This is a genomic window from Paenibacillus sp. sgz302190 (genome assembly GCF_059820445.1).
The window spans coordinates 195,646-217,271 of sequence record NZ_JBZYAO010000010.1 but is presented as its reverse complement, the minus strand read 5'-3'; the positions used below and the strand labels follow the sequence as shown (position 1 = coordinate 217,271).

The 21,626-nt window shown below is 54.2% G+C and carries 15 protein-coding genes; 2 read left to right on the top strand and 13 right to left on the bottom strand.

The window, feature by feature from the left end; genetic code table 11:
- Positions 1 to 526 precede the first annotated feature (526 nt).
- Complete coding sequence (locus AC6RNO_RS14210; RefSeq protein ID WP_497105802.1) at positions 527 to 3,316, bottom strand: calcium-translocating P-type ATPase, SERCA-type; 2,790 nt, start codon at positions 3,314 to 3,316, stop codon at positions 527 to 529.
- Between the two features lie 249 nt (positions 3,317 to 3,565).
- Between AC6RNO_RS14210 and AC6RNO_RS14205 the strand changes: the two genes are divergently transcribed.
- Positions 3,566 to 5,314, top strand: a complete 1,749-nt coding sequence (locus AC6RNO_RS14205) for an Rqc2 family fibronectin-binding protein (RefSeq protein WP_488437927.1) — start codon at positions 3,566 to 3,568, stop codon at positions 5,312 to 5,314.
- Between the two features lie 1,252 nt (positions 5,315 to 6,566).
- On the opposite strand, the gene AC6RNO_RS14200 is transcribed toward AC6RNO_RS14205, so the two are convergent.
- The 6 genes from AC6RNO_RS14200 to AC6RNO_RS14175 form a co-directional block, all read right to left on the bottom strand.
- Entirely contained in the window at positions 6,567 to 7,868 is a 1,302-nt protein-coding gene (locus tag AC6RNO_RS14200) for a nucleotide sugar dehydrogenase (protein WP_497105801.1), read from the bottom strand.
- A 33-nt stretch (positions 7,869 to 7,901) separates the two neighbouring features.
- Positions 7,902 to 8,783: a UTP--glucose-1-phosphate uridylyltransferase GalU gene (gene galU / locus AC6RNO_RS14195; protein ID WP_497105800.1), complete on the bottom strand. Its 882-nt coding sequence runs from the start codon at positions 8,781 to 8,783 to the stop codon at positions 7,902 to 7,904.
- Positions 8,780 to 9,637 carry a PHP domain-containing protein gene (locus AC6RNO_RS14190; RefSeq protein ID WP_497105799.1) on the bottom strand — a complete coding sequence of 286 codons (858 nt, stop codon included), beginning with the start codon at positions 9,635 to 9,637 and terminating at the stop codon, positions 8,780 to 8,782. The genes galU and AC6RNO_RS14190 overlap by 4 nt, the downstream gene beginning before the upstream one ends.
- A 76-nt stretch (positions 9,638 to 9,713) precedes the next feature.
- Entirely contained in the window at positions 9,714 to 10,625 is a 912-nt protein-coding gene (locus AC6RNO_RS14185) for a selenium metabolism-associated LysR family transcriptional regulator (protein WP_474684971.1), read from the bottom strand.
- A gap of 122 nt (positions 10,626 to 10,747) precedes the next feature.
- Complete coding sequence (locus AC6RNO_RS14180) at positions 10,748 to 11,185, bottom strand: hypothetical protein (protein WP_474684970.1); 438 nt, start codon at positions 11,183 to 11,185, stop codon at positions 10,748 to 10,750.
- Positions 11,186 to 11,395: 210 nt separating this feature from the next.
- Entirely contained in the window at positions 11,396 to 11,659 is a 264-nt protein-coding gene (locus AC6RNO_RS14175) for a YlbG family protein (RefSeq protein WP_474684969.1), read from the bottom strand.
- 49 nt (positions 11,660 to 11,708) lie between these two features.
- On the opposite strand from AC6RNO_RS14175, the gene AC6RNO_RS14170 reads away from it, so the two are divergent.
- Positions 11,709 to 12,713 carry an asparaginase gene (locus AC6RNO_RS14170; protein ID WP_474684968.1) on the top strand — a complete coding sequence of 335 codons (1,005 nt, stop codon included), beginning with the start codon at positions 11,709 to 11,711 and terminating at the stop codon, positions 12,711 to 12,713.
- Here the strand turns inward: AC6RNO_RS14170 and AC6RNO_RS14165 are convergent.
- The 6 genes from AC6RNO_RS14165 to AC6RNO_RS14140 form a co-directional block, all read right to left on the bottom strand.
- Positions 12,710 to 13,156, bottom strand: a complete 447-nt coding sequence (locus tag AC6RNO_RS14165) for a YlbF/YmcA family competence regulator (protein WP_474684967.1) — start codon at positions 13,154 to 13,156, stop codon at positions 12,710 to 12,712. The genes AC6RNO_RS14170 and AC6RNO_RS14165 overlap by 4 nt on opposite strands.
- 66 nt (positions 13,157 to 13,222) lie before the next feature.
- Complete coding sequence (locus AC6RNO_RS14160; RefSeq protein WP_497105798.1) at positions 13,223 to 15,238, bottom strand: helicase-associated domain-containing protein; 2,016 nt, start codon at positions 15,236 to 15,238, stop codon at positions 13,223 to 13,225.
- Positions 15,216 to 16,970, bottom strand: a complete 1,755-nt coding sequence (locus tag AC6RNO_RS14155) for a DNA repair helicase XPB (RefSeq protein ID WP_497105797.1) — start codon at positions 16,968 to 16,970, stop codon at positions 15,216 to 15,218. The genes AC6RNO_RS14160 and AC6RNO_RS14155 overlap by 23 nt, the downstream gene beginning before the upstream one ends.
- Before the next feature lie 459 nt (positions 16,971 to 17,429).
- On the bottom strand, positions 17,430 to 18,689 hold the full coding sequence (locus tag AC6RNO_RS14150; protein WP_497105796.1) for a glycosyltransferase: 1,260 nt from the start codon (positions 18,687 to 18,689) through the stop codon (positions 17,430 to 17,432).
- Between the two features lie 18 nt (positions 18,690 to 18,707).
- Positions 18,708 to 19,814 (bottom strand): glycosyltransferase family 2 protein, encoded by a 1,107-nt coding sequence (locus AC6RNO_RS14145; protein ID WP_474684963.1) that lies wholly within the window; start codon positions 19,812 to 19,814, stop codon positions 18,708 to 18,710.
- Positions 19,815 to 19,862: 48 nt separating this feature from the next.
- On the bottom strand, positions 19,863 to 21,626 hold the full coding sequence (locus AC6RNO_RS14140; protein ID WP_497105795.1) for a thiamine pyrophosphate-dependent enzyme: 1,764 nt from the start codon (positions 21,624 to 21,626) through the stop codon (positions 19,863 to 19,865).

The window sequence follows — 21,626 nt, the reverse complement described above, 5'->3', positions numbered from 1 at the left end:
CCATTTGCCGGAAGTAGCAAATGGGAAAATAAGTATCTAATAACTCAAAAAGAAACTTAACCATTTTAATCCAGTCGATGTTAGCTTCTTTGCAAAGCTAGTGATGAATATGAGTCTAAGCCCATGTATTCGCGGAAAAGCCTGCATTTTTGCAGGTTTTCTTCACGAGGTCAAGCGTGGACGCTGTTGTCAGGCAGAGGTGCTGCTACAAAGTAGAAGTGTTGATACCAGGCAATGGTACTGCTGTAAGGCAGAAGTGTTGATACAGGTGGAGGTGCTGCTGACAGACAGAAATGTGCTACTACCAGACAAAGGTCTTGACTCCAGACAAAGTTGCCGCCGGTTCAAGTGCTGCTTTTCAACAGTACTCGCCGTCTTCGATCGATGGATGGTTCATCCCAAAAACATAAAAAAAGCCGCACGAGGCGGCTTTAAAGCTTTTACGACGCGGCATGTGGCCGACCGGCCGCCGTCATCCAGCGCAACACCGCGCGCTGGGAGCTGCGCGCGGTGCGAAAAGAGCAGCTTAGCGAAAGCTCGGTTTGGAGCTGTAGGATGCACCGCGCGGGCGCTTTTTCCTTTTTGGCGACAACACGCTGCCGATGCCCATAAGGAACGTCGGAATGCCGGCGGCGATCAGCACAAGAATCCATTCTTTCCAGTCGAGCGGTACGGTTTTGAAAATCGGCTGCAGCTCGTCGATGTACATAACGGCCAGCATCAGTACTAGAGAAGACAGAACGGCTAGTACCAGGAAGCGGTTTTGCAGCGGGTTGCGGTGGAAAATGGAGCGCGAGCTGCGGCAGTCGAACACATGGATGAGCTGCGCCATCACGAGTGTGGCGAATGCGACGCTTTGCGCCCTGACCAGCGTCTGGGCGTCGTCCGGGTTCGTGCGAAGCACGAGCCAAAACGCCCCGAGCGTGCAGACGCCGATCAAAATGCCGCGACTAATAATTTTCCAGCCCAGACGTCTGGCAAAAATGTTTTCTTTCGCGGTGCGCGGCTTTTGCTGCATCAAGTCTTTTTCGGCCTGGTCGACGCCCAAAGCCATAGCCGGGAGCCCGTCGGTAACCAGGTTGACCCACAGAATTTGAATGGGCACGAGAGGCAGCGGCAGCCCCGCCATCATCGCGATGAACATGGTCATAATTTCGCCCACGTTCGATGCGAGCAAATAGCGGATGAATTTGCGGATATTTTCATAGATGCCCCGCCCTTCTTCAATCGCTGCGACTATCGTCGAAAAGTTATCGTCACTGAGAACCAGGGACGACGCTTCCTTCGATACGTCCGTGCCCGTAACTCCCATAGAAATGCCGATATCCGCCGCTTTGATCGCTGGGGCGTCGTTCACGCCGTCGCCGGTCATGGCCACGACATGTTCCTTGCGTTGCAGCGCTTTGACGATGCGAAGCTTATGTTCGGGCGATACGCGGGCGAACACGTAAACATCGTCTATTTTCGCGTCCAGCTCATCGTCGGATAAAAGCCCGAGCTGCTGTCCGCTCATGCTGACGCCGCCGGCCGGAACCATCCCGAGCTGCTTGGCGATCGCTTCGGCCGTCGTCTGATGGTCGCCGGTGATCATGACCGTGCGGATGCCCGCTTTGCGGCATCTGGCGATCGAATCGCGCACTTCTTTGCGCGGCGGATCGATCATGCCTGTCAAGCCGATAAAAATCAAGCCGTGTTCCACATCGTCCATTTCCCCGTAACGGTCCGTGCTTCTCAGTTCCCGATAAGCAAGTCCGAGAACGCGAAGCGCCGATTTGGCCATGCCTTCATTGGCCGACATCACTTTTTGCTTCAAACTTGAAGTGAAAGGAATGACCTTGCCGTCCCAAAGCACGTAGCTGCAATGCTGCAGGAGCACATCGGGCGCGCCCTTGGTACACACCATGCGCCCTCCTTCATACGAGACAACTACGGACATCCGCTTGCGCTCCGAATCGAAAGGAAACTCCGCGATCCGCTTGAACTGGTTGTCCAGCAGCTCATGCGTCACGCCGCCTTTTGCGCTTAAAACGACGAGCGCCCCTTCGGTAGGGTCCCCTTTGATGCCCCAGACCGAGTTGTTCTCTTCGTCCGCGTCCTTGCCTTTCTTGCGCTTTTGCTCCTGCTTTTCTTCATGCAAGGAAGCATTGTTGCACATCAGCGACACTTGAAGCAGCTTGTGCAGCATCGGGTGCCTTTGCAGATCGACACTCTGGCCCTCCGACTGGATGTCGCCGTCCGGGGAGTAACCGTCGCCGGTTACTTCCATCACGTCGCCGCCGACCCAGAGATGGGTGACGGTCATTTTGTTTTGCGTCAGCGTCCCTGTTTTGTCCGAGCAAATGACCGATGCGCAGCCGAGCGTTTCGACTGAGGGAAGCTTCCTGACGATCGCCCTGCGTTTGATCATCCGCTGCACCCCCAGCGCGAGCGCAATCGTTACGATGGCCGGCAAGCCTTCGGGAATGGCCGCTACCGCCAAGCTGACGCCGGCCAGGAACATCGCGTAAGGCTGTTGGCCGTGCATGATGCCGGCCACGACTACGAGTACGGTTAGCGCGATGGCGACGATAATCAAAATTTTGCCGAGCTGTTCCAGCCTGTGCTGCAAGGGCGTTTCCATCGATTCCGTGTTTTGAATCAAGTCGGCGATTTTGCCCATTTCGGTTTCCATGCCTGTGCGAACGACGATAGCTTTGGCTGTGCCTCTGGACATCATCGTGCCCATGAAACCGAGGTTCCGCTGGTCGCCAAGCGGCACGTCCATGCCTGAAAGCGGCTCCGTCAGCTTGCTGACAGGCACCGATTCGCCGGTCAGTGCGGATTCCTCGATGTAAACGCCGTTCGTTTCGATAAATCGGACGTCCGCCGGAACCCGGTCCCCGCTTTCCAACATCACAATGTCTCCGGGCACAAGGTCGCGGGCCGGTATTTGATGAACTGCGTTCTCCCTGACGACTTTGGCATGCGGGGCCGACAGTTCTTTAAGTGCGCGAAGCGAGCGCTCTGCTCGAAATTCCTGCAAAAAACCTAAAATGCCGTTCATCAAAATAATGATGACGATCGTTATGGCGTCCAAATATTCGCCCAGCAAGCCGGATATGAGGGTTGCCCCGAGCAATACCAGCACCATAAAGTCTTTAAATTGGTTCAATAACAGCGTAAGCGGAGATACGCGCTGCCCTTCCGAAAGTTCATTGCGGCCCGTTTCGGCCTGCCGTTTCCACGCTTCTTCCCAGGGCAATCCTTGCTGCATGCTCACCTGCTGAGACTGCAAGACTTCCTCCGTCGTCATCTGGTGCCAATTGTTCCGACTCATCCGCCCTTCTCCCTCCCAATTCCTACATGTACTTGCCTCTCAAAATGAGTACGAGTTATACCACTCTGATACGTAAATGTATTCAGACAAGCCGGAAAATATCCCTGAAATCGTTTATGCCGGGAAAAGTCGCTTAAGTTTTTGCCGAAAATATGGCATGATAGAGAATAGCGTCAGGGATGCGCCGGTTGTAGCAGCCGGCTTGTCGGCACCTCGGCGTTTCAACATAAGAATGGAGTTGTTTCTATCATGGCATTGGACGGACTCGTTCTTCACGCGGTCGTGCACGAACTTCAGACTTGCGTAGGAGGACGAATCAGCAAGATTCACCAACCCAGCGAAAACGACGTGCTGCTGCACATCAGAGCGCAAGGGCACAACATAAAGCTTTTGCTTTCGGCTAATCCCACCTATCCAAGGCTGCATATCACCGAGCAGCAGTTCATGAACCCGCAGGAAGCGCCCATGTTTTGCATGCTGCTGCGCAAGCACTGCGAGGGCGGCATTATAGAAGCCATCGAACAAGTGGGCATGGAGCGCATCGTGCGCCTGCAAATTCGCCAGCGGGATGAATTGGGAGATATCAGCACCAAAGCGCTGCTCGTGGAAATTATGGGGCGCCACAGCAACATTATTTTGCTCGACCCTTCCACAGATACGATTGTGGACGGCATTCATCATGTGACGCCGGCGATCAGTTCGCATCGGATTGTCATGCCCGGAAGCAAATACACGGCGCCGCCCGCCCAGGACAAATTGAACCCGCTTCAGGCGGACAAAGCTTCTTTGGCACAGGCTTGCGCAGCCGACGGCTCCGATAAGCCGGAGCAGCGGCTGGTTGCGGCTTTCAGCGGCTTGAGCCCCCTTATCGCCAAAGAGATCGTCCACCGCAGCGGCCATCGTTCGGACGCCACGGCCGGTGAGGCGGATATTTCCGCGCTGTGGAACGCTTTTTGCGGAGTTATGGAACAAATTCGCGACCATCGGTACGATCCGGTCATCGTCCGGCAGGCAGAGACCGGCAAGCTTTATTTTGCGATGACGAAGCTGACGCATATCGATGGCCAGACGACGCCGTTTGCGTCTGCCAGCGCTTGCTTGGAAGGCTTTTACGGCGACAAGGCGGAGCGGGATACCGTCAAGCAGCGCGCCAACGACCTTTTCCGCTTTTTGCAAAATGAAAACAATAAAAATGTAAAAAAGCTGGAAAAACTGCACGAAACCATAGAAGAATCCAAAGACGCCGATAAATACCGGATCACTGGCGAACTGCTGACCGCATCGCTCCATCTGATCAAAAAAGGCGACAAAGATCTGGAAACGGTCAATTACTACGACGAAAATCAGGCGTCCGTCCGCATTCCGCTCGACCCGCTTCTCACGCCGTCGGAAAATGCACAGCGCTATTTTAAAAAATATTCGAAAATGAAAAACAGTACGGCTTTCGTGGAAGAACAAATCCGACAGACCCATCAGGAAATCGAATACATCGGCTCGCTGCTGCAGCAGCTTAGCGTTGCATCGATGCAGGACATTGAAGAAATCCGCGACGAGCTGATGGAGCAGGGCTATTTGCGCGACCGCAACAAAAAGCAGCGCAAAAAGAAAAAGCAGGTTAAGCCTGCTCTCGCCTGCTACACGTCCAGCGACGGTATTCCGATCTATGTGGGCAAAAACAACACGCAAAACGAGTACTTGACAAGCCGCTTGGCCAATCAAAGCGACACGTGGCTGCACACGAAAGATATTCCCGGCTCCCACGTCGTCATTCGCAGCGATAGCTTTCCGGACACGACGCTCCTTGAAGCCGCCGAACTCGCCGCGTATTTCAGCCAGGGCAAGCAATCGAGCCAGGTACCGGTCGACTACACGCTGATCAGGCACGTGCACAAACCGAACGGCTCCAAGCCCGGTTTCGTCATTTACGTAAACCAGAAAACGCTGTTCGTCACGCCCGAAGAAAACAAAATCAAACAGCTGAAAGTTAGCGTAAAGTAAGATGTTTTTGATCATCGCCCGTGCGTGCGATGCGTCCAAACTTGCGGGCTGTGGTGTCGAGGCCTGCACGATCGCCGGGACAATAGGCAGCATCGCTGGCGGAGCTCTGAGGCTTTTTCTCTAGGTGGCTGGCCGATGAACTCAGTAGAAGTAAGTTGATGCGAAGTGTCGGATGCTTTGCAGCGATAACGGCGTATATGCAGGCATGATTCATTGAGTCTGAACAAAGTATCTCCGTCTGATAGCTTCCTAGTGAGCAGCAATGTTTCCGCTACCGTTGAAAAACTTGCTCGCCAAAATCATCGGTAACGCGCAAAAAGCCTGCAAAAAAACTTGCGGAAGTTGAGCCGTTGAGCAAACGTACAGCTGTTGAGCAAACGTACATTGGAGAACCGCATCTCTATTAACGGTTAGATAACTTGCGAAAATTTGATTGTTAATCAAGTGACAGGCTAGTGGAACCGGGGAGGGCACAGCCTCTCCTGCACGGGTTGCGGCGCTGAAGTGGGGGCAACGGTGGCTTCGCGGGGAGAAAACCTGCAAAAGTGCAGGAATTTTCCGGAAAAGCGGATCGTTTTGCTGAAAAGCCTGCGATAGTGCAGGAATTTTCGATGAAAATGATTCTAAACCTACTTTCGCGGCAAAATTCCTGCACAATTGCAGGAATTTTTCACGGCTAGCGTATCAACCGTGCAAAAACTGTACTTTTGCAGTTTTTTTCGCTCAAACAGGCAAATTGTGCAACCGGCTCTGGCGTGTGGGTTTCTGGGCAACCTGAAAAGTACAAGTATATGCTCCTAGGAGTCTATCCGCCGGAGTTACTTTTGTGCATACCGGGTGAGTAATGACTGCATATATTGCCGCTTACGCTGCATAATGACTGTCATTTTGCTTATATATACCTTCTACGTGGTTGATCGGACAGACTCCTAGATGGCCTTGTTTCGAACTATTCCTACAAATCGGCAGTTTTGACCGCTCAAAAGCGGGGCTCAGACGCATCATGACCGAAAGTTTTTGCATTTTGCAGGCTTTTCCCTCGCGGCTCCACCTTATGCAACGTTGCCCCGCATCGCCAGCGACATACCCAGCGGCTCCTTTCCAGCTTTCACATCGTACGGAATGTGCTAAGAGCCTAGCCGGGCACAGAGGCCTGAAATGATGCCTCCGCAACGCAAAAGACGCCTCCATCCCACGCACATCGTGGTTTCGGGGCGTCTTTTGTGTTGCTCGAGCCGGTTTCGCACGGTTCTTAGGACCTTCCGATGGAAACATAGCTGAAGCCCTGCCTCCTCATCTCGTCAGGCTCGAACATGTTCCGGCCGTCGACGATGATCGGCTGTTTCAGCAAATTGCGCACGGTCTCATAGTCCAATGTGCGCAGAGAATCCCATTCGGTGGCGATGATCATTGCATCAGCGCCGATCAAAGCTTCGTAAGGGTCGGTGAACAGTCCGACCCCGGTTAGCAGCCTGGCCGCAGGCACCGCGGCAGCCGGATCGTAAGCGGCGACATCGGCGCCCTGCCGCTGCAGCGCGACGATGATATCCAGCGCCGGCGCATCCCGCAAATCGTCCGTGTTCGGCTTGAAGGCGAGCCCCATGACGGCCAGGCGTTTGCCTTCGACGGTGCCGCCCAGCGTCCTGCGGATTTTGCGGACGAACCGTTCCCGCTGCAGCTGGTTCACTTCAATGACCGAGCGCAATATTTTGAAATCGTAGTCGACGTTTTCGGCAATTTTCAGCTGCGCTTTCGTGTCCTTCGGAAAGCATGAGCCGCCGTAGCCGATACCGGCGTTCAAAAAATGGGGACCGATCCTGCGATCCAGTCCCATGCCGCGGGCAACGATGTTGATGTTGGCCCCGACTTTTTCGCACACGTGCGCCATTTCGTTAATAAAGGAAATTTTGGCGGCCAAAAAAGCGTTCGATGCATACTTGATCAACTCTGCGCTCTCGCGGTCCGTCATCAGCATCTCCACGTTCAAAGGTGCGTGAAGGGCGGCGATCCGCAGGCCTGCTTCGGCATGGTCCGAGCCGATAACGACCCGGTCCGGATGGAACGTATCGTAAATCGCCGATCCCTCCCGCAAAAATTCGGGATTCGATACGACGTGCGCCGATATGGCGCCTGGCAGCAGTTCCTTGAGCTGGTTTTCGATCAACCGGCCCGTTCCGACCGGAACCGTGCTTTTGATAACGATCGTTTTGGAATCGTTCATATGAGCTGCAATGCTGGCGACTGCGCTGCGGACTTGCGTCATGTCCACGTCGCCGTTGTCAAACGCCGGCGTGCCTACGGCAATGATGATCACTTCGGAATTCAGAACAGCCTCGGCGATCGAGGTTGTAAAGGAGATTCGTCCCGCTTCCAGGTTGGATGCGACAAGCTCTTGCAGCCCCATTTCGTATATCGGGATATCCGCCTGTTGCAAACGGGCGATTTTGACTTCGTCCCGGTCGACGCAAATGACCCGATTACCGAGTTCGGCCAAACAAGCCCCTGAAACCAACCCCACATACCCTGTTCCGATGACTGCGATCCGCTCTGTCATTGCCGCTCTACCTCCCAGGCTTGGCTGAAGTCTCTATTCCATGTCCCACTGCCGGCTCAGCGCTTGCAAATATGCTTTCACTTCGCTTCCAAGATCCGGCCGCTGCAGCGCCAGTTCGATCGTCGCTTCAATATAGCCCAGCTTGTCGCCGACGTCGTACCGCTTCGCCTGCATCAAATAAGCGACCATCTGCTGCCGCTTGTTCAGCGTGCGAAGCGCGTCGGTCAGCTGGATTTCTCCGCCTCTTCCGGGCTCCTGCTCCTCCAAAATTTGAAAAATGTCCGGCTCGATAATGTACCTGCCGATCACCGCCATATTGGATGGAGCGGATTCCCGGTCCGGCTTCTCCACCAGATCTTCGATCAAGCTGTAGCCGCCCAAGTTTTTGGCCGGAGAAACGATCCCGTATTTGCTGACATCTTCCCACGGCACTTCCTTTACGGCGATGACCGAAGTCTCGGTCTGCTCGTAAATATCGATCATCTGTTTCAGCCCGGGCGTCTCCGCTTGCAAAATATCGTCGCCGAGCAATACGGCGAACGGCTCGTCGCCGATAAATTTCCGTGCGCACAGGATCGCATGACCGAGTCCCAGCGGTTCCTTTTGCCTAATGTAGTGCACATCAGCCAAATTGGAGACGGATTGCACCGTTTCAAGCAGCGCCAAATTTCCTTTTCCCTCCAAAATCGACTCCAATTCGACAGATTTGTCAAAATGGTCTTCGATGGCCCGCTTGTTGCGGCCCGTAACGATAATAATATCTTCAATGCCGGAAGCCATCGCTTCTTCGACAATATATTGAATGGCAGGTTTGTCTACAATCGGCAGCATCTCTTTGGGCTGCGCTTTGGTCGCCGGCAAAAATCTCGTGCCCAGGCCGGCTGCCGGTATAATCGCTTTGCGAATGTGCCTCATCGCTGATGTCCCTTCTTTCTGCGCAGATCGTCAAGTACGCCGACGCCGATTCTTCTGGCTCCGATCGGAGCATGGAAGACGACGCCTCCCCGTTCGCCGTGAAAATCCGAGCCTGCGGTTATAAGCAGCCCGCTTCGCTGTGCCAGCTGCAAATACTTGGCTTCCTCTTCAGGCGCATGGTCGGAATGAAACGCCTCAATGCCGTCAAGGCCTTGGGCGATAATCTGTTCGACCAGCTCATCGTCGTGATAGATGCCGGGATGGGCAAGCACGGCCGCTCCTCCCGCTTCATGAATCCACCGGATCGCCTCAGCCGGCTCGATTCTCGGCGGATTGGCGTATGCCGCGGCGCCTTTGCCCAAATATCGGTCAAAAGCTTCGCTGACCGATGCGACGGCTCCCTTTTTCAAAAGCACAGCCGCAATGTGCGGCCTGCCGACCGTGTCGCCTTTCGTTTTCACATTCGCGACTTCGTGCAGCACTTCCTCCATCGTGATGTCGATCCCCAGTTGCTGCAGCCGCTCAATAATCATTTCGTTGCGGCGATCTCTCGTTTCACGCAGCGTTTCGAGCCTTTGCTGAAGCTGCGGATCGTTAATATCGATATAATAACCGAGCACATGAATGTCCTGATTGCGGGCAACTGTGCTGATCTCTACTCCGGGAACGACTTCAATGCCGAGCTTGCGGCCTTCCTGAACGGCTTCCGCAACGCCTGACACCGTGTCGTGATCGGTTATGGCAATAGCTGCAAGTCCCGCTTCGTAAGCCATTTGAACGTTCGCCGCGGGCCGCTGCGTACCGTCAGAAGCTGTCGTATGCGTGTGCAGATCCGCTTCCGTGCGTGTGGTCATGGCGATTTCCTCTTTCCTCATTTTAATTGATTTGTATGAACGGACGGTAAAGCAAGCTGCATAGTTGTGTTAAAATTTACAGCCATTGGCTCAAATTTTCCTGACGGAGAAACGTCATGAAGCTGACCGCCGAAATCGGCAGCAGCGTCGAGCTCAAATAAATGGCGTAAAAGCTGCGCTCGAAGCTGATGTTCTCGATCTGCTTGATGTGCAGCAAGCCGAGCGTGACCTCGTGCTTGACGGAAGACTGCGACAAAATGGAGATGCCGAGCCCCGCCTCCACCGCCGATTTGATCGCCCCTGTGCTGCCGAGCTCCATCACGATGTTCATCGCGCTGTAATCGATGCTCCGCCGGGCCAGCTCCTCTTCCATTACCCTTCTCGTGCCCGATCCTTGCTCGCGAAGGACGAACGGATATTTCAGCACCTCGTCAAAGGAAACGGTTTCGAGATCAGCCAGCGGATGGTTCGCCGGCACGATCAGCTTCAGCTCGTCGCTCAAAATCGGTTCCGTATGTACGTCCGGGTGCCGGATCGGCGCTTCGACAAGCCCGAAATTCAGCTGATGCCCGAGCACCTCGTCCAAAATCTGGGTCGTATTCATGACCTTCATCGATACCGAAATGTTCGGGTACTCCTTGCTGAAAGGCCCGAGCAGCCGCGGCAATATGTATTCTCCCATCGTCAAGCTGGCCCCGAGCTGAAGCCTGCCTTCGATCATTCGCGTAAATTTGGACATCGCAACATCGGTCTCGCGAATCAGTTCTATGCTGCGCTTGGCAAACGGCAGCAGGGCTCGTCCCGCTTCGGACAGCTCGATTCTCTTGGTGCTGCGGTGGAACAGCTTTACGCCGAAATAATCCTCCAGCGCCTGCACCTGCATCGTCACGGCCGGCTGTGTCATATGCAGCGCTCCGGCGGCATGGGAAAAGCTGCCCTTTTCCGCCACGGTAAAAAATATGTGCAATTGATGAAAATTAAGTGCCATCGCGTACCGCCTCTCTTTGCTCCATTATATGAAAAACGCCAACCGGAGTCCATTCGCCGCAGACAAACACAAAAAGAGCATGCCGAAAAGTTCCGCATACTCTGCATCCAAGTTTTATTCGGTTACCTGCGTTTACGGCTGTTTTTGATCAAAGTCATTCGGCGCGAATGGCGGAGCCAAGAGTAATAAGATTTTAAATCCCGAAGCTCTATCGTCTCCGACATTTTTCCGAGGAATGTGACAATAATCATCTTGTGCAGCGGATTGCCGGCAATGTCGGTTTCCTGTTCCAGTTCCGTAAACTCGGCGACAACGACAAGATCTTCATCGATCAAATACACATCCTGCTCGTTGCGGTAATAGGAAACGATCTTGCCTGTTTTCAGCTTTTCCCATAGAAAAGCGCAAATCTCTTCCAAAGAACCGTTGTCTTCAGATACCCGATCTGTCCATCTCAGCTTTGCGTGATTGGTGATCACGACATCCGCTACTTTTTTGTCGCCTAGTTGAACGAAGAATGGTTCGTAAGTACTCCATCGTCCCATTGCCTTATCTTTCATGATCACAACCCCTCTCCTACCGAAAATGAGACCGATTACCTATTGTTAGAGATAAGTATGTTTTATTTTACTTTAACTCATTCTGTTTTTCCATGTCAAATTCTATGAAATGATACATACATATTTACGAATTCTCAAAAAAATACCTCTATTCGGAAAATTCACACAAAAAGAAAAAGCTTCTTTCGAAGCTTCTTTTGCACTGTCGCCTCAAAGGGTGTAAAATCTAGTTTTGTCCGGCATATTACTATTGTATTCCGTTTTAATTTCGTTGCGGTAAGAGCGCTCTACCTTTTTGACGTACGGCAGCTTTTGGAGACTTTTTATCGTTTCGTCCAGCTTGCTTGTATGAATATAGAGTACCGCGTAGCTCATCTTTTTGGATATGTAATGGAGAGAACCGAACCGTTCCAAATTTCTGGCCGCTTTCGTGTCGCTCACCCAGACAATTAATCCGCTTCGCTCAATGATCATCTTTCTTGTCCCTCTTTTCGAAAAAACCTGTTATGGAGTGAAACCAGCTATGAAAATGAGCCATTCAATCGTCCGCGTCGGCCGCGGAACGATTACGGAAAGCATCCACCGCGTACATTTCGCGGCGGTGAATACACAGGGGACGCTGCTGCATGAAGCAGGCGACCCGCACCTGCTCACCTTCGCCCGTTCCACGGCGAAGCTGATTCAAGCGCTGCCGGTCATCGAATCCGGCGCGGCGGACCGTTTCGGCCTGACCGAGGCCGAAATCGCCTTATGCTGCGCTTCCCACAACGGGGAAGCGGAACATGTCGGCGTCGCCCAGTCGATTCTGGGCAAGCTCGGTTTGACGCATGCGCACCTGCAATGCGGCGCGCATGAGCCTTACCACGCGCCGACTGCGCAGCGGATGCGCGAGCGGGGCACGGCCCCGACCACTTTGCACAACAATTGCTCGGGCAAGCATTCCGGGATGCTCACGCTTACGATGCATCTGCAGGCGCCGACGGAGTCGTATATGAGCATCGACCATCCGGTTCAGCAGCTCATGCTCGAAGCCGTCTGCGCGATGTCCGGCGTAGCCAAAGAACGTATGTATTTGGGCATAGACGGCTGCGGCGTGCCCGTATTCGGCATGGAGATCGACCGCTTGGCGCTCGCTTTTGCCCGGTTAGGACAGCCTGACGGGCTGGACCCGGCGCGTGCAAGCGCTTGCCGTCGGATCGTCGACGCAGTCCGAAAATACCCCGCCAACCTCGCCGGGCAAGATCGTTTCGATACACAGCTTATTGAAGCTACGAACGGGCGAATTGTCGGCAAAATGGGGGCGGAGGGCATGTTTGCGCTCTCGATTCCCGATCAGGGCTTGGGCTTCGTACTCAAAGTCGAAGACGGCAACCAACGGGCGCTGTACCCGGCCGTCGTCGAAGCTTTGAAACAGCTCGGCCTGATCAGCGAATCCGAGACGAACGCCCTGGCCGCCTTCCATTCACCGGCGATTCACAACTGGCAAGGAACCGAAGTCGGGCAAATACGCCCGGATTTCCGGGTTTAACCGCAGTTGCCGCTGCAGCTTCCGCCTGAGCCGCAGCCTTTGCCTACGGGCAGAGGATTGTTGCTCGGCACTTTGATCGATTCGGATACGGCATGAGCGATCGTCGTGGACACCTTATACAACAAGTCGTCCAACCGGTCCTCAGCCTCCTTGAATCGGCGTACGGCCTCCACCGCGTCGAGCTGCTTTTGGACTTCGCCAACCGCCTCCAGCGCTTCGTGGTAACTGGGGTGATAGTGTCCGAACCGCTCGCATTCCTCGAAAGCGTCTTTTTTTCTCGCGAACACGGCTTTCAACTGCTTGACTTCGGAGCTGTTCTCCATAGCGGACTTCCAATATAAATAATCTGCCACTTCGGCAGAGGAATTAATCATATCGCCCATGTCGTATGCCTGCATAAGAATCGCGGACATATCAAGCGTTTCGGTCTCCGTCATACTCATCGTTTCATCCCAGCCTTCCTCTCTCTTTGTCTGATAGCAGCTTGCCTCTTCATCATATCACAGTTCTTATAGACTTTCTTCCTTTTCTTCATCATTAATGCCCGGCAAAATAATTTTCATTTGCTCCCAGCCGTCGCCGGAGAGCTGAATTTCGCGCTGCTCCTCAACGCCGACAAGCGTCCAGCCCGAACGGTCCTCATGGAGAGCTTGCGGCACGATGATCCTGTCGCGCCCTTCCTGGCGCAGCTTGACGAAGCTTTTCCACCCGATCGCTTTGCGGATCATTTCTTTGCGGGTCGACCCGTGGTACGTGCCGAACTCCTTCAGCCATCTCGCAGGAACGTCCTGCAAGTCCGGATAAAGCTCCTCCCAATCCGGCAATGACGAATCGATTTCGTACAGCCGGATACTATCCCGCGAATAAAAAATGCCCTCCGGCTTCGGCGCCTCCGCAGTCGGCCCTGCCGCGTCGGGCTCCATATCCTCGAATGCCGCGCGCTGCGCGGGTGCAGGCTGCATTTTTTTCGGATTGTAGCCGATCTGTTCGATAGTTTTGCGAATCAACGGCAGGTGCTCGCGCCCCACGATAAAATCGCGCGCCCCGATTTGCTCCAGCAAATACGGCTTGCATTTTTCATTGCTGCCGATGGATTCGGCAATTTCCGCAGACTGGCACCGCAGCAGCAGCGCCTCCTCAAAATACAGCTTGCCGACCTGCTGTTCCCACTGCGTCAAAGTAACCGCTACATGTTCCGGCACTTCAAAATAGGCGTGCTGCCGTAAAAAGCCGATGATCCGCTCTGCGCTCCCGCCTTTTCCGGAAGCCCGGAGAAAGCTTTCTTTGGTCACTTTGTAGACACGAACCGTGTCCGAGCTTTGCAGGTCGGCGAAAGCCGCGACTTCCCACTCGGTCAAAAGCGGCACGTCGGGAGGAAGCAGCAGCTCGAAATCCGGCTGTACGTAAAATTGGGCTTTCCGCTCGCCGCTGCCGTTTCCCTTAGCGTTGCTAGTTCCTGTCGATGCATGCAGATGAATCAACGGGCGGAACCAGAGCATGCCTATCGCATCCGCGGCCAGCTCCAGCCAGCCGAACAAGCGCAGCGGCTCGACCCATTGCTCAAGCAGCGCCGAGCGAATTTGTTCCTTATTCGCGAAATGCTGCGGTCCCGAACATCGACCGATTTCGGCCGCGATGTCATCCAGCGAACGCCAATGAAAGTTGTCCGCTTTGTCCATGAGAGCGATCCCGTGCTGAAGCCATGCCGGGGCAGGAACGTACAGCTCGCGCCAATGCGCATAAAGGATCGACTCCTGAGTCTCGTACGGAAGCGCAAGCCAATCCGTCAGAGCTTTGTGCCGGATTGCCAATCCGGCAGGCGCCGTACCGAGCACGTCAAGCCGGATGGCGAGTTCCAGCATCACGGCCGTGAACGGGTCGTACACATCTTTGTACGCATACGCAAGCCCGGTCCCCCGCAAAATCGCGCCGCCCAGATCCGGGTGTCCGATCAGCTTTTGCAGCTGTTTTTTATGCAGTGTCCCTTTCGATGTGAGCGGAAGCCCGTCTTGTCTCGAACAGTTCGCCATAAAATGGAAAAACTGCTGAGCCAGCCCTCTTGGGCAAGCTGCGGCAGGTGCAAGCGCCTCCAGTTCGGCCTCCCGCTCTTCCGGCAGCGTGCGAATCCGGATGTCGGGAAAAAGCAGCGTTTGCCAGGCTGCAAAGCCGTCCTCCGGCAGTACAAAAAGCTTTTCTCCCCAAGCTTTGCGAAAGGCGGCAATGACGCCGTGCTTGCGCAAACCGGCAAGACCCGCATGGATTTCCGCTCCGGACATCCGCTTGCCGGCTTCTTTTTCCAACGCTTGTCCTGTAAAAGGCTCGCATCCGAATGCCCCCAGAATGAGCCTGAGCGTATTCGTCTCGGCTCTGGTCATCGACTGAAGCAGCCGTTCCAGAAATTTCGCCTCCGTCAACAGGACGTGCACCGGCACGCCTTCGCGGACAAAGTCCTGCACCCATGACTGCCGCTCCATCGACTGTTTGAAAGCAGGGGGCAGTTTGCTATGTATATGCTCGTATTTCATCGTATCCGCCTTTCTGATCGTCCTGTATCCGTTCCCAATCGATCGAACTGTATTGATACCCCTGCTCGACAAGGAAAAGCTGCCTTTTCAGCGCAAAATCCTGCTCCTTCGTATCCCCGCTGATCACGGAATAAAACACCGCTTTATTGGCAGCTCCGCTTTTCGGCCGCAAAATACGCCCGAGTCTCTGGGCTTCTTCCTGCCTCGAACCGAAACTTCCCGACACCTGGATCGCCACCGCGGCGTCCGGCAGATCGACGGCGAAATTCGCCACTTTGGAGACGATTAATACGGGAATGCTGCGCTCCTTGAACTGCCGGTACAGCTGTTCCCGCCGCTCATAAGGCATTTCTCCGTTGATGACCGGGGCTCCCGTCAAAGCGGATATTTGCTCGAGCTGCGCCAAATATTGGCCGATGATAAGCGTCGGTTCATTCGCGTGAAGCTTGAGCAGGCGGGCAATGACCGCAAGCTTGGCTTGATTTTCCCCGGCAATCCGAAACTGGCTCCTGGCGCCGGATGCTCCGTACCGCTCGCGATCGGCGGTTTGCAGCGGCACACGGACCTCCTTGCATTCGACCGCAGCGATCCAGCCTCGGGACTCCAGTTCCTTCCAGGCCATTTCAAACCGCTTCGGACCTACGAGCGAAAATACGTCTTCCTCCCTGCCGTCCTCCCGAATGAGCGTGGCGGTAAGCCCCAGCCGGCGCGTCGCCTGAATATCGGCCGTAGCCCGGAATACGGGGGCCGGAAGCAAATGCACTTCGTCGTAGATGATCAGCCCCCAATCCCTGTCGTTTAAAAGATGCATATGGGAAAAAGCGTCTTGCTTGGAAGCCCTGTGCGTCAAAATTTGATAGGTGGCGATGGTGACGGGGCGAACTTCCTTGCGGGCTCCGTTATATTCGCCCACCTGCTCTTCGGTCAGCGTCGTTTTCGTTAATATTTCGCTCTTCCACTGCCGTACCGAAGTTACGTTCGTTGTCAGAATAAGCGTCGCGCAATTGAATCTGGTCATGGCGGCGATGCCGATGACGGTTTTTCCCGCTCCGCATGGGAGCACGAGCACTCCGCTGCCTCCGTTGCCGCTCCCGCTTCGGTTTCGGCCTGCCGGTCCGGTGCCCCCGAATGCGTCTACAGCGCTTTTTTGATAGTCGCGAAGTTGAAATGGCTCCGCCGCCGCGGATTCGACATAATCGCGAAAACGGATAGGCACATGCTCGCCGTCCCGGTAAGCCGCCAAATCTTCGATCGGATACCCCAGCTTGATCAGCTCCTGCTTCAGCACGCCTCTGCTTTCCGGGGTTATGGCAATCGCTCTGTCGCCGCGCGAGTCGACAATATAATTTTTCACGGATTCGCAGGCCGTAATTTCTTTGAGCACAACCGTATCCTCGCTGACCAGGTACAGCTCGTTCCCGACATTTTCCATCCGCAGCAATCCGTATCGTTGGGTGTATTTGCGAATGCCGCTTAGTACGGCGGTCGGCAAGCCAAACTTCGCATGAAGCTGCAAAAATGCCGTCATTTCCTCCACTTTCACGCCGGCCGCTGCGGCATTCCAGAGCGACAACGGGGTGATCCGGTACGTGTGCAGATGGTCCGGGCTTTTTACCAGGTCTGCAAACCGGGACAGCATGCTGCGCGCGGCCTCGAAATCGTCGTGATGCGTTTCGAGCAGAACGGTGAAATCATTTTGCACAATGAGAGGCCGGGCCGGGTCGAATTTCAAAATAGCGCACCTCCTTCAAAACTGCTTTTTTATAGTATGAAAGTAAACATTATGATTTAAACAGGCCGGGCATAATTTTTGGCGCAGCCATTTATTAAACGGCTAGGCCGGGCAGTGCGAAAAACCTGCGAAAATCCCCATGACGTCGTGAATGTCACCCCACAGAATGAAAATAATCAGGTCTGCTGGCTTTTGAGAGACCCGTCCGCCAGATCCGGCCTGACTGGCCTCACGCGAAGAAAGCCTGCGAAAGTGCAGGCTTTTTCCGGGAATGGGGTCCGTTTTGGCGAAAAGCCTGCGATTGTGCAGGAATTTTCGACTAAAACGAGTCTGAGCCTATGTTTGCGGCGAAAAGCCTGCACATTTGCAGGAATATTTCGTTGCCAGCGTTTCAACGAGCAAAAAAACTGCACTTTTGCAGGTTTTCTCCGCAATGCTGGGCAAATGTGCCGCTTGCTCTCATTGCTGCTCCACGCTTCTCACCTGAATGCCGCTGTCTATCCGATATCTCCCACTGTCCGGATTGTCGGCCAATTCCTTTAAACGCTGGAATCCGCTTTTTTTCCGGGTCATGAATCGGTAACGCGTTTGTTCTTCATGATCCTGAATTTCGGCGGTTTCTTTAAAGTTTATGTGGCGGATCAGCGTAATGGTTTCAACTTCATCGTCAATAGACAGTTTCAATCCGGTAAACTTTCTCTGTTCTTCGGCGGCCAGCGTGTCGCCGGCCTCCAGCCAAAGCACGAAATCCTGAGTCGCCATATCGAAAGCGAACCGATAGGCGGCAGCATCGTCGTCGTCCCCGAAAAATTCGTAAATGTCCGACGTATACGGGTCTGCAAGGCCGATCGTTTGATCGGTCGAACCGCAATCGACAATGATAATTTCATCGACGATGTCCGCCACCGAAGCCAGGGAAGATTGGATCAGGTGCCCCGCATTTTTCACAATCATGCAAAGGCTGACCGTCATCGGCTGCTTATAAATTAAATGATGAATGTTGACCCCCCATTTGTCAGATGCCTTTTGCCTGTTTTCCGCAAGCAGCGTACCCAAATTTACGTCTTTCAAAATGTTCATAGTCGCATGTCCGAAATGATGGATATACGAATCCTGCGCAACCAGCAGCGAATAGCCTTGCCGTATAGCTCTCAGGCAAAGATCGTCATCTTCGTAATTTCCCAGGCCGAATCGTTCGTCAAATCCACCGATCTCATCCAGCATGCTGCGCTTCGCAAGCAGACAAAAGCCGATCAAGCGCCGTACTTCCATCCGCCTGCCCTTATTTTCACGGCAATACCGCTCCGAAAATGAATCCAATTCCGTTAAATTGGTATAGGATACGGCAATCTTTTGATGACCGCTCGAATTGTTGGTTACAGGACCTGTCATGCCTACTCGATCACTGCTGTACAAAGCCTGGAGCATATTCTCGAGCCAGTGCTCCGTTACGATCGTATCGTTGTTCAAGAACAGAATTTGATCCCCTGACGATAGTTCCACTCCCTGATTGCAGCCTTTGGCAAAGCCGAGATTTTCGCTGTTTTCGTGAAGAATGATATCCGGCTGGGTTTTTAAATACCCGGTCGTGCCGTCCGTCGATCCGTTATCGACGACAATAATTTCATAATCCTGCGGCGTATGCTTCCGTATGCTCTCCAGACAACAAACCGTCATGGCAAGTTGATTATGCGTCAAGATCACGATGCTCGTTTTCACAGTGTCACCCGTCTTTCCTTATTTCTTTTTGGTACGGTTGATTTCCACGTATTTCTCGCCCAGCAAGTTTTTAAAATAGTTCCGGTTATAGATCATGCTCGGATGGGACGGGTAATATTGGATCGCCAGTTCGTTATGGTAATTGGCCTTTTGATGCTGCCCGAGCCTGTCGTAGCACAAGCAAAGCTGAAGATGCGGCAGCCATGTCGTGGAAGCTGCGTTCGTCATGCTCATGGACTCTTTGGGAACCGGGAGTTGAACGGCCTGCTCGAACCAATGGATCGCCGTTTGATATTGCCCTTTCTCAACCAGCCATGCGCCCAGACGGCAGCACATCTCGGCTCTCGGCTTATCGTACTGCAGCGTTTTGCAAAGGCTTTGAAATTCTTTTTCCTTGTCTCCGAGCTTGCCGCAGCATTCCGCCATTTTCAGACAGGCCCATATGTTGTCTTCGATCCAGCCTTGGCCCGTAGCCAAAAACTTATCATAATAGTCGACAGCCTCTTGATGAAAAGCATGGTCGCGCAGCTCGTTGGCAAAATAATACAGGTCGCGGGGCGAGAACTGCTCGCCTTGCTCCGCCCTCCTGCGGTATATGCGCAAATTGCGGTCCGTATATTGTTTATCTTTTTTATGTGTGATGCAGATGTCGCAGGTGAATATCTGGCCTCCGACCGCCAAATATTCGTGAACCGGGCCGATCCACTGGAATTGGCAATCCCGCCTGACCAGCCTGTTGCGGCGCAAGCTTGACGTTACGACTCCTTCTTTGTCGAAAGAAAGATTGTAGGGCATCGTTACGCTGTGGTAATCCGCCGGGAGCGTCTTTTTCAGCTCTTTGAAAAGCTCGCGGTCCTTCTCTTCGATCGTATCGTCGGCATCGAGCCATAAAATATACGCTTTCGTCGCTTTGCTGAATGAATAATTGCGCGCTGCGGCAAAATCGTCAATCCATTCGAAGTCGTAAATGTTGGCGCCGAATTGCTCGGCCACTTCCTTGGTCCGATCCGTCGATCCCGTATCGACAATGACAATTTCGTCGGCAATCCCCTCCACCGAAGACAGACATTGGTGCAGACTGTTTTCTTCGTTCCGCACAATCATGCACAAGCTGATCGTAATCATCGATAACCTCCCGAAAGTTTTGCGAAACGCAACTTGTCTGAAATGCGCTCAATCGACGGTGTCGATGAGCATGGCCGCCTCCAACTCTTTCCTGTCGAGCAGAGGCGACATATCTTCGATAGGCCTGTGGACGGCAAGCTTGGGATTGACGGTCGTGGCTATCTCCAGCTTTACCTCTACGAAAACCGGGCCTTCGGCTTCCAACGCGGCTGTGATGACGGACTGCGCATCTTCCATCGTCCGGATCGTCAAAGCCGGAATTCCGTAGGCGTCCGCAATTTTCACCAGATCAGGACAACTGTAGCTGTCAACGGTAGACTGGCGTCGGCCGTCGAAGTACATATCCTGGAACTGCCGAACCATGCCCAAATTGTTGTTGTTCATGACAAACATTTTGACCGGCAGCTTATGTCTGGCGACCGTATCCAGTTCCTGGATGTTGACTTGAGTGCCGCCATCCCCTGCGATCACGACAACCCGGCTGCCCGGAGAAGCTTTGGCCGCGCCGATCGCTGCAGGCAGTGCAAAGCCCATCGCGCCCATGCCGCCGGCGTTCAGCAGCCGCTGGCCTTCCCGCAGCCGGAACGACTGGCTGGCCCACATTTGATGCTGTCCGACATCCAGAACGACGATGTCGCCTTCGCCGCTGCAGGAAGCCAGCAGCTCCATAAAGCGGTTCGGTGCAACCGCTCCTGCTTGCGCCGGCGGATCTCCGCTCGGATACTTCACTCTGTAGCCGGCGATCACGCGGTACCACGGGGCATAGTCGCGATTCGGCTGCCCTTCCAGCGTTTTGTTCATCCCCGCAAGGAAGCAGCTCACGTCGGCGTGAATGGCCAAATCCGCAGGCACTTTCGCATTCAATTCAGGCGCTTCGATATCGACATGAATTTTGACGGCAGCGCGCGCAAATGTATCGGGCCGCGTTCCGGTCTGCCGTGTATCCAGCCTGGACCCGAGAATGAGCAGACAATCGCAGTTGGCTAAGGCGAGATTGCTGAACCGGTTCCCGTAGGAGCCGATCAGCCCGCAGCTTGACGGGTGGGTCCCGGGGAGCGCGTCAAGCCCCATTAACGAATGAACGACGGGAATTCCGGTTCTGTCGACGAACTCACGGAATTGCGGCACAGCGAGAGACGCTCTGATGCCGCCTCCGGCGAGAATGACCGGGCGGCTCGCCCGCTCCAGCAGACGGACCGCCTCCGCGATCGCTTCGCTCCCGCAGGGCTGAACGGACGCGTTGTACTGCCGGTACTCTTCGCTGTCGAAAAAACTTTCCTGCCGGTCCGGCTCGATTTCCGCGCGCTGGATATTCATCGGCAGGTCCAGCAGTACGGGCCCCGGACGGCCGTGGCCCGCCAAAAATACAGCTTTCTCCAGGTGATAGCGGATGCGCTCAGGGTCAACGACCATTTCCGCATATTTCACGATCGGCTTCACAATGCTGACGATGTCGGTTTCCTGAAAACCGACCTGCCGCAAAGGCTTATCGAACTTGTACTCGTACGTATTGACTTGACCTGTCACAAACAGAGCCGGGACGGAATCGAAATAGCAGCTGCCGATCCCGGTCAGCATATTCAGCGCGCCCGGCCCGCTCGTCGCCATGGCGACGCCGAGCTTGCCATTCATCCGGGCGTAGCCTTCCGCCGCAAAAGCGGCGGCCTGCTCGTGGTGCATCGACACACAGCCGATATCTTTTCTGCCGTACGTCGAATCCAAAAGATGGGCGATCGCTCCGCCGATCATTTCAAATATATGGGCGACTCCTTGCTTGCTAATATGTTCAATGACATAATCGGACAGCTTCAC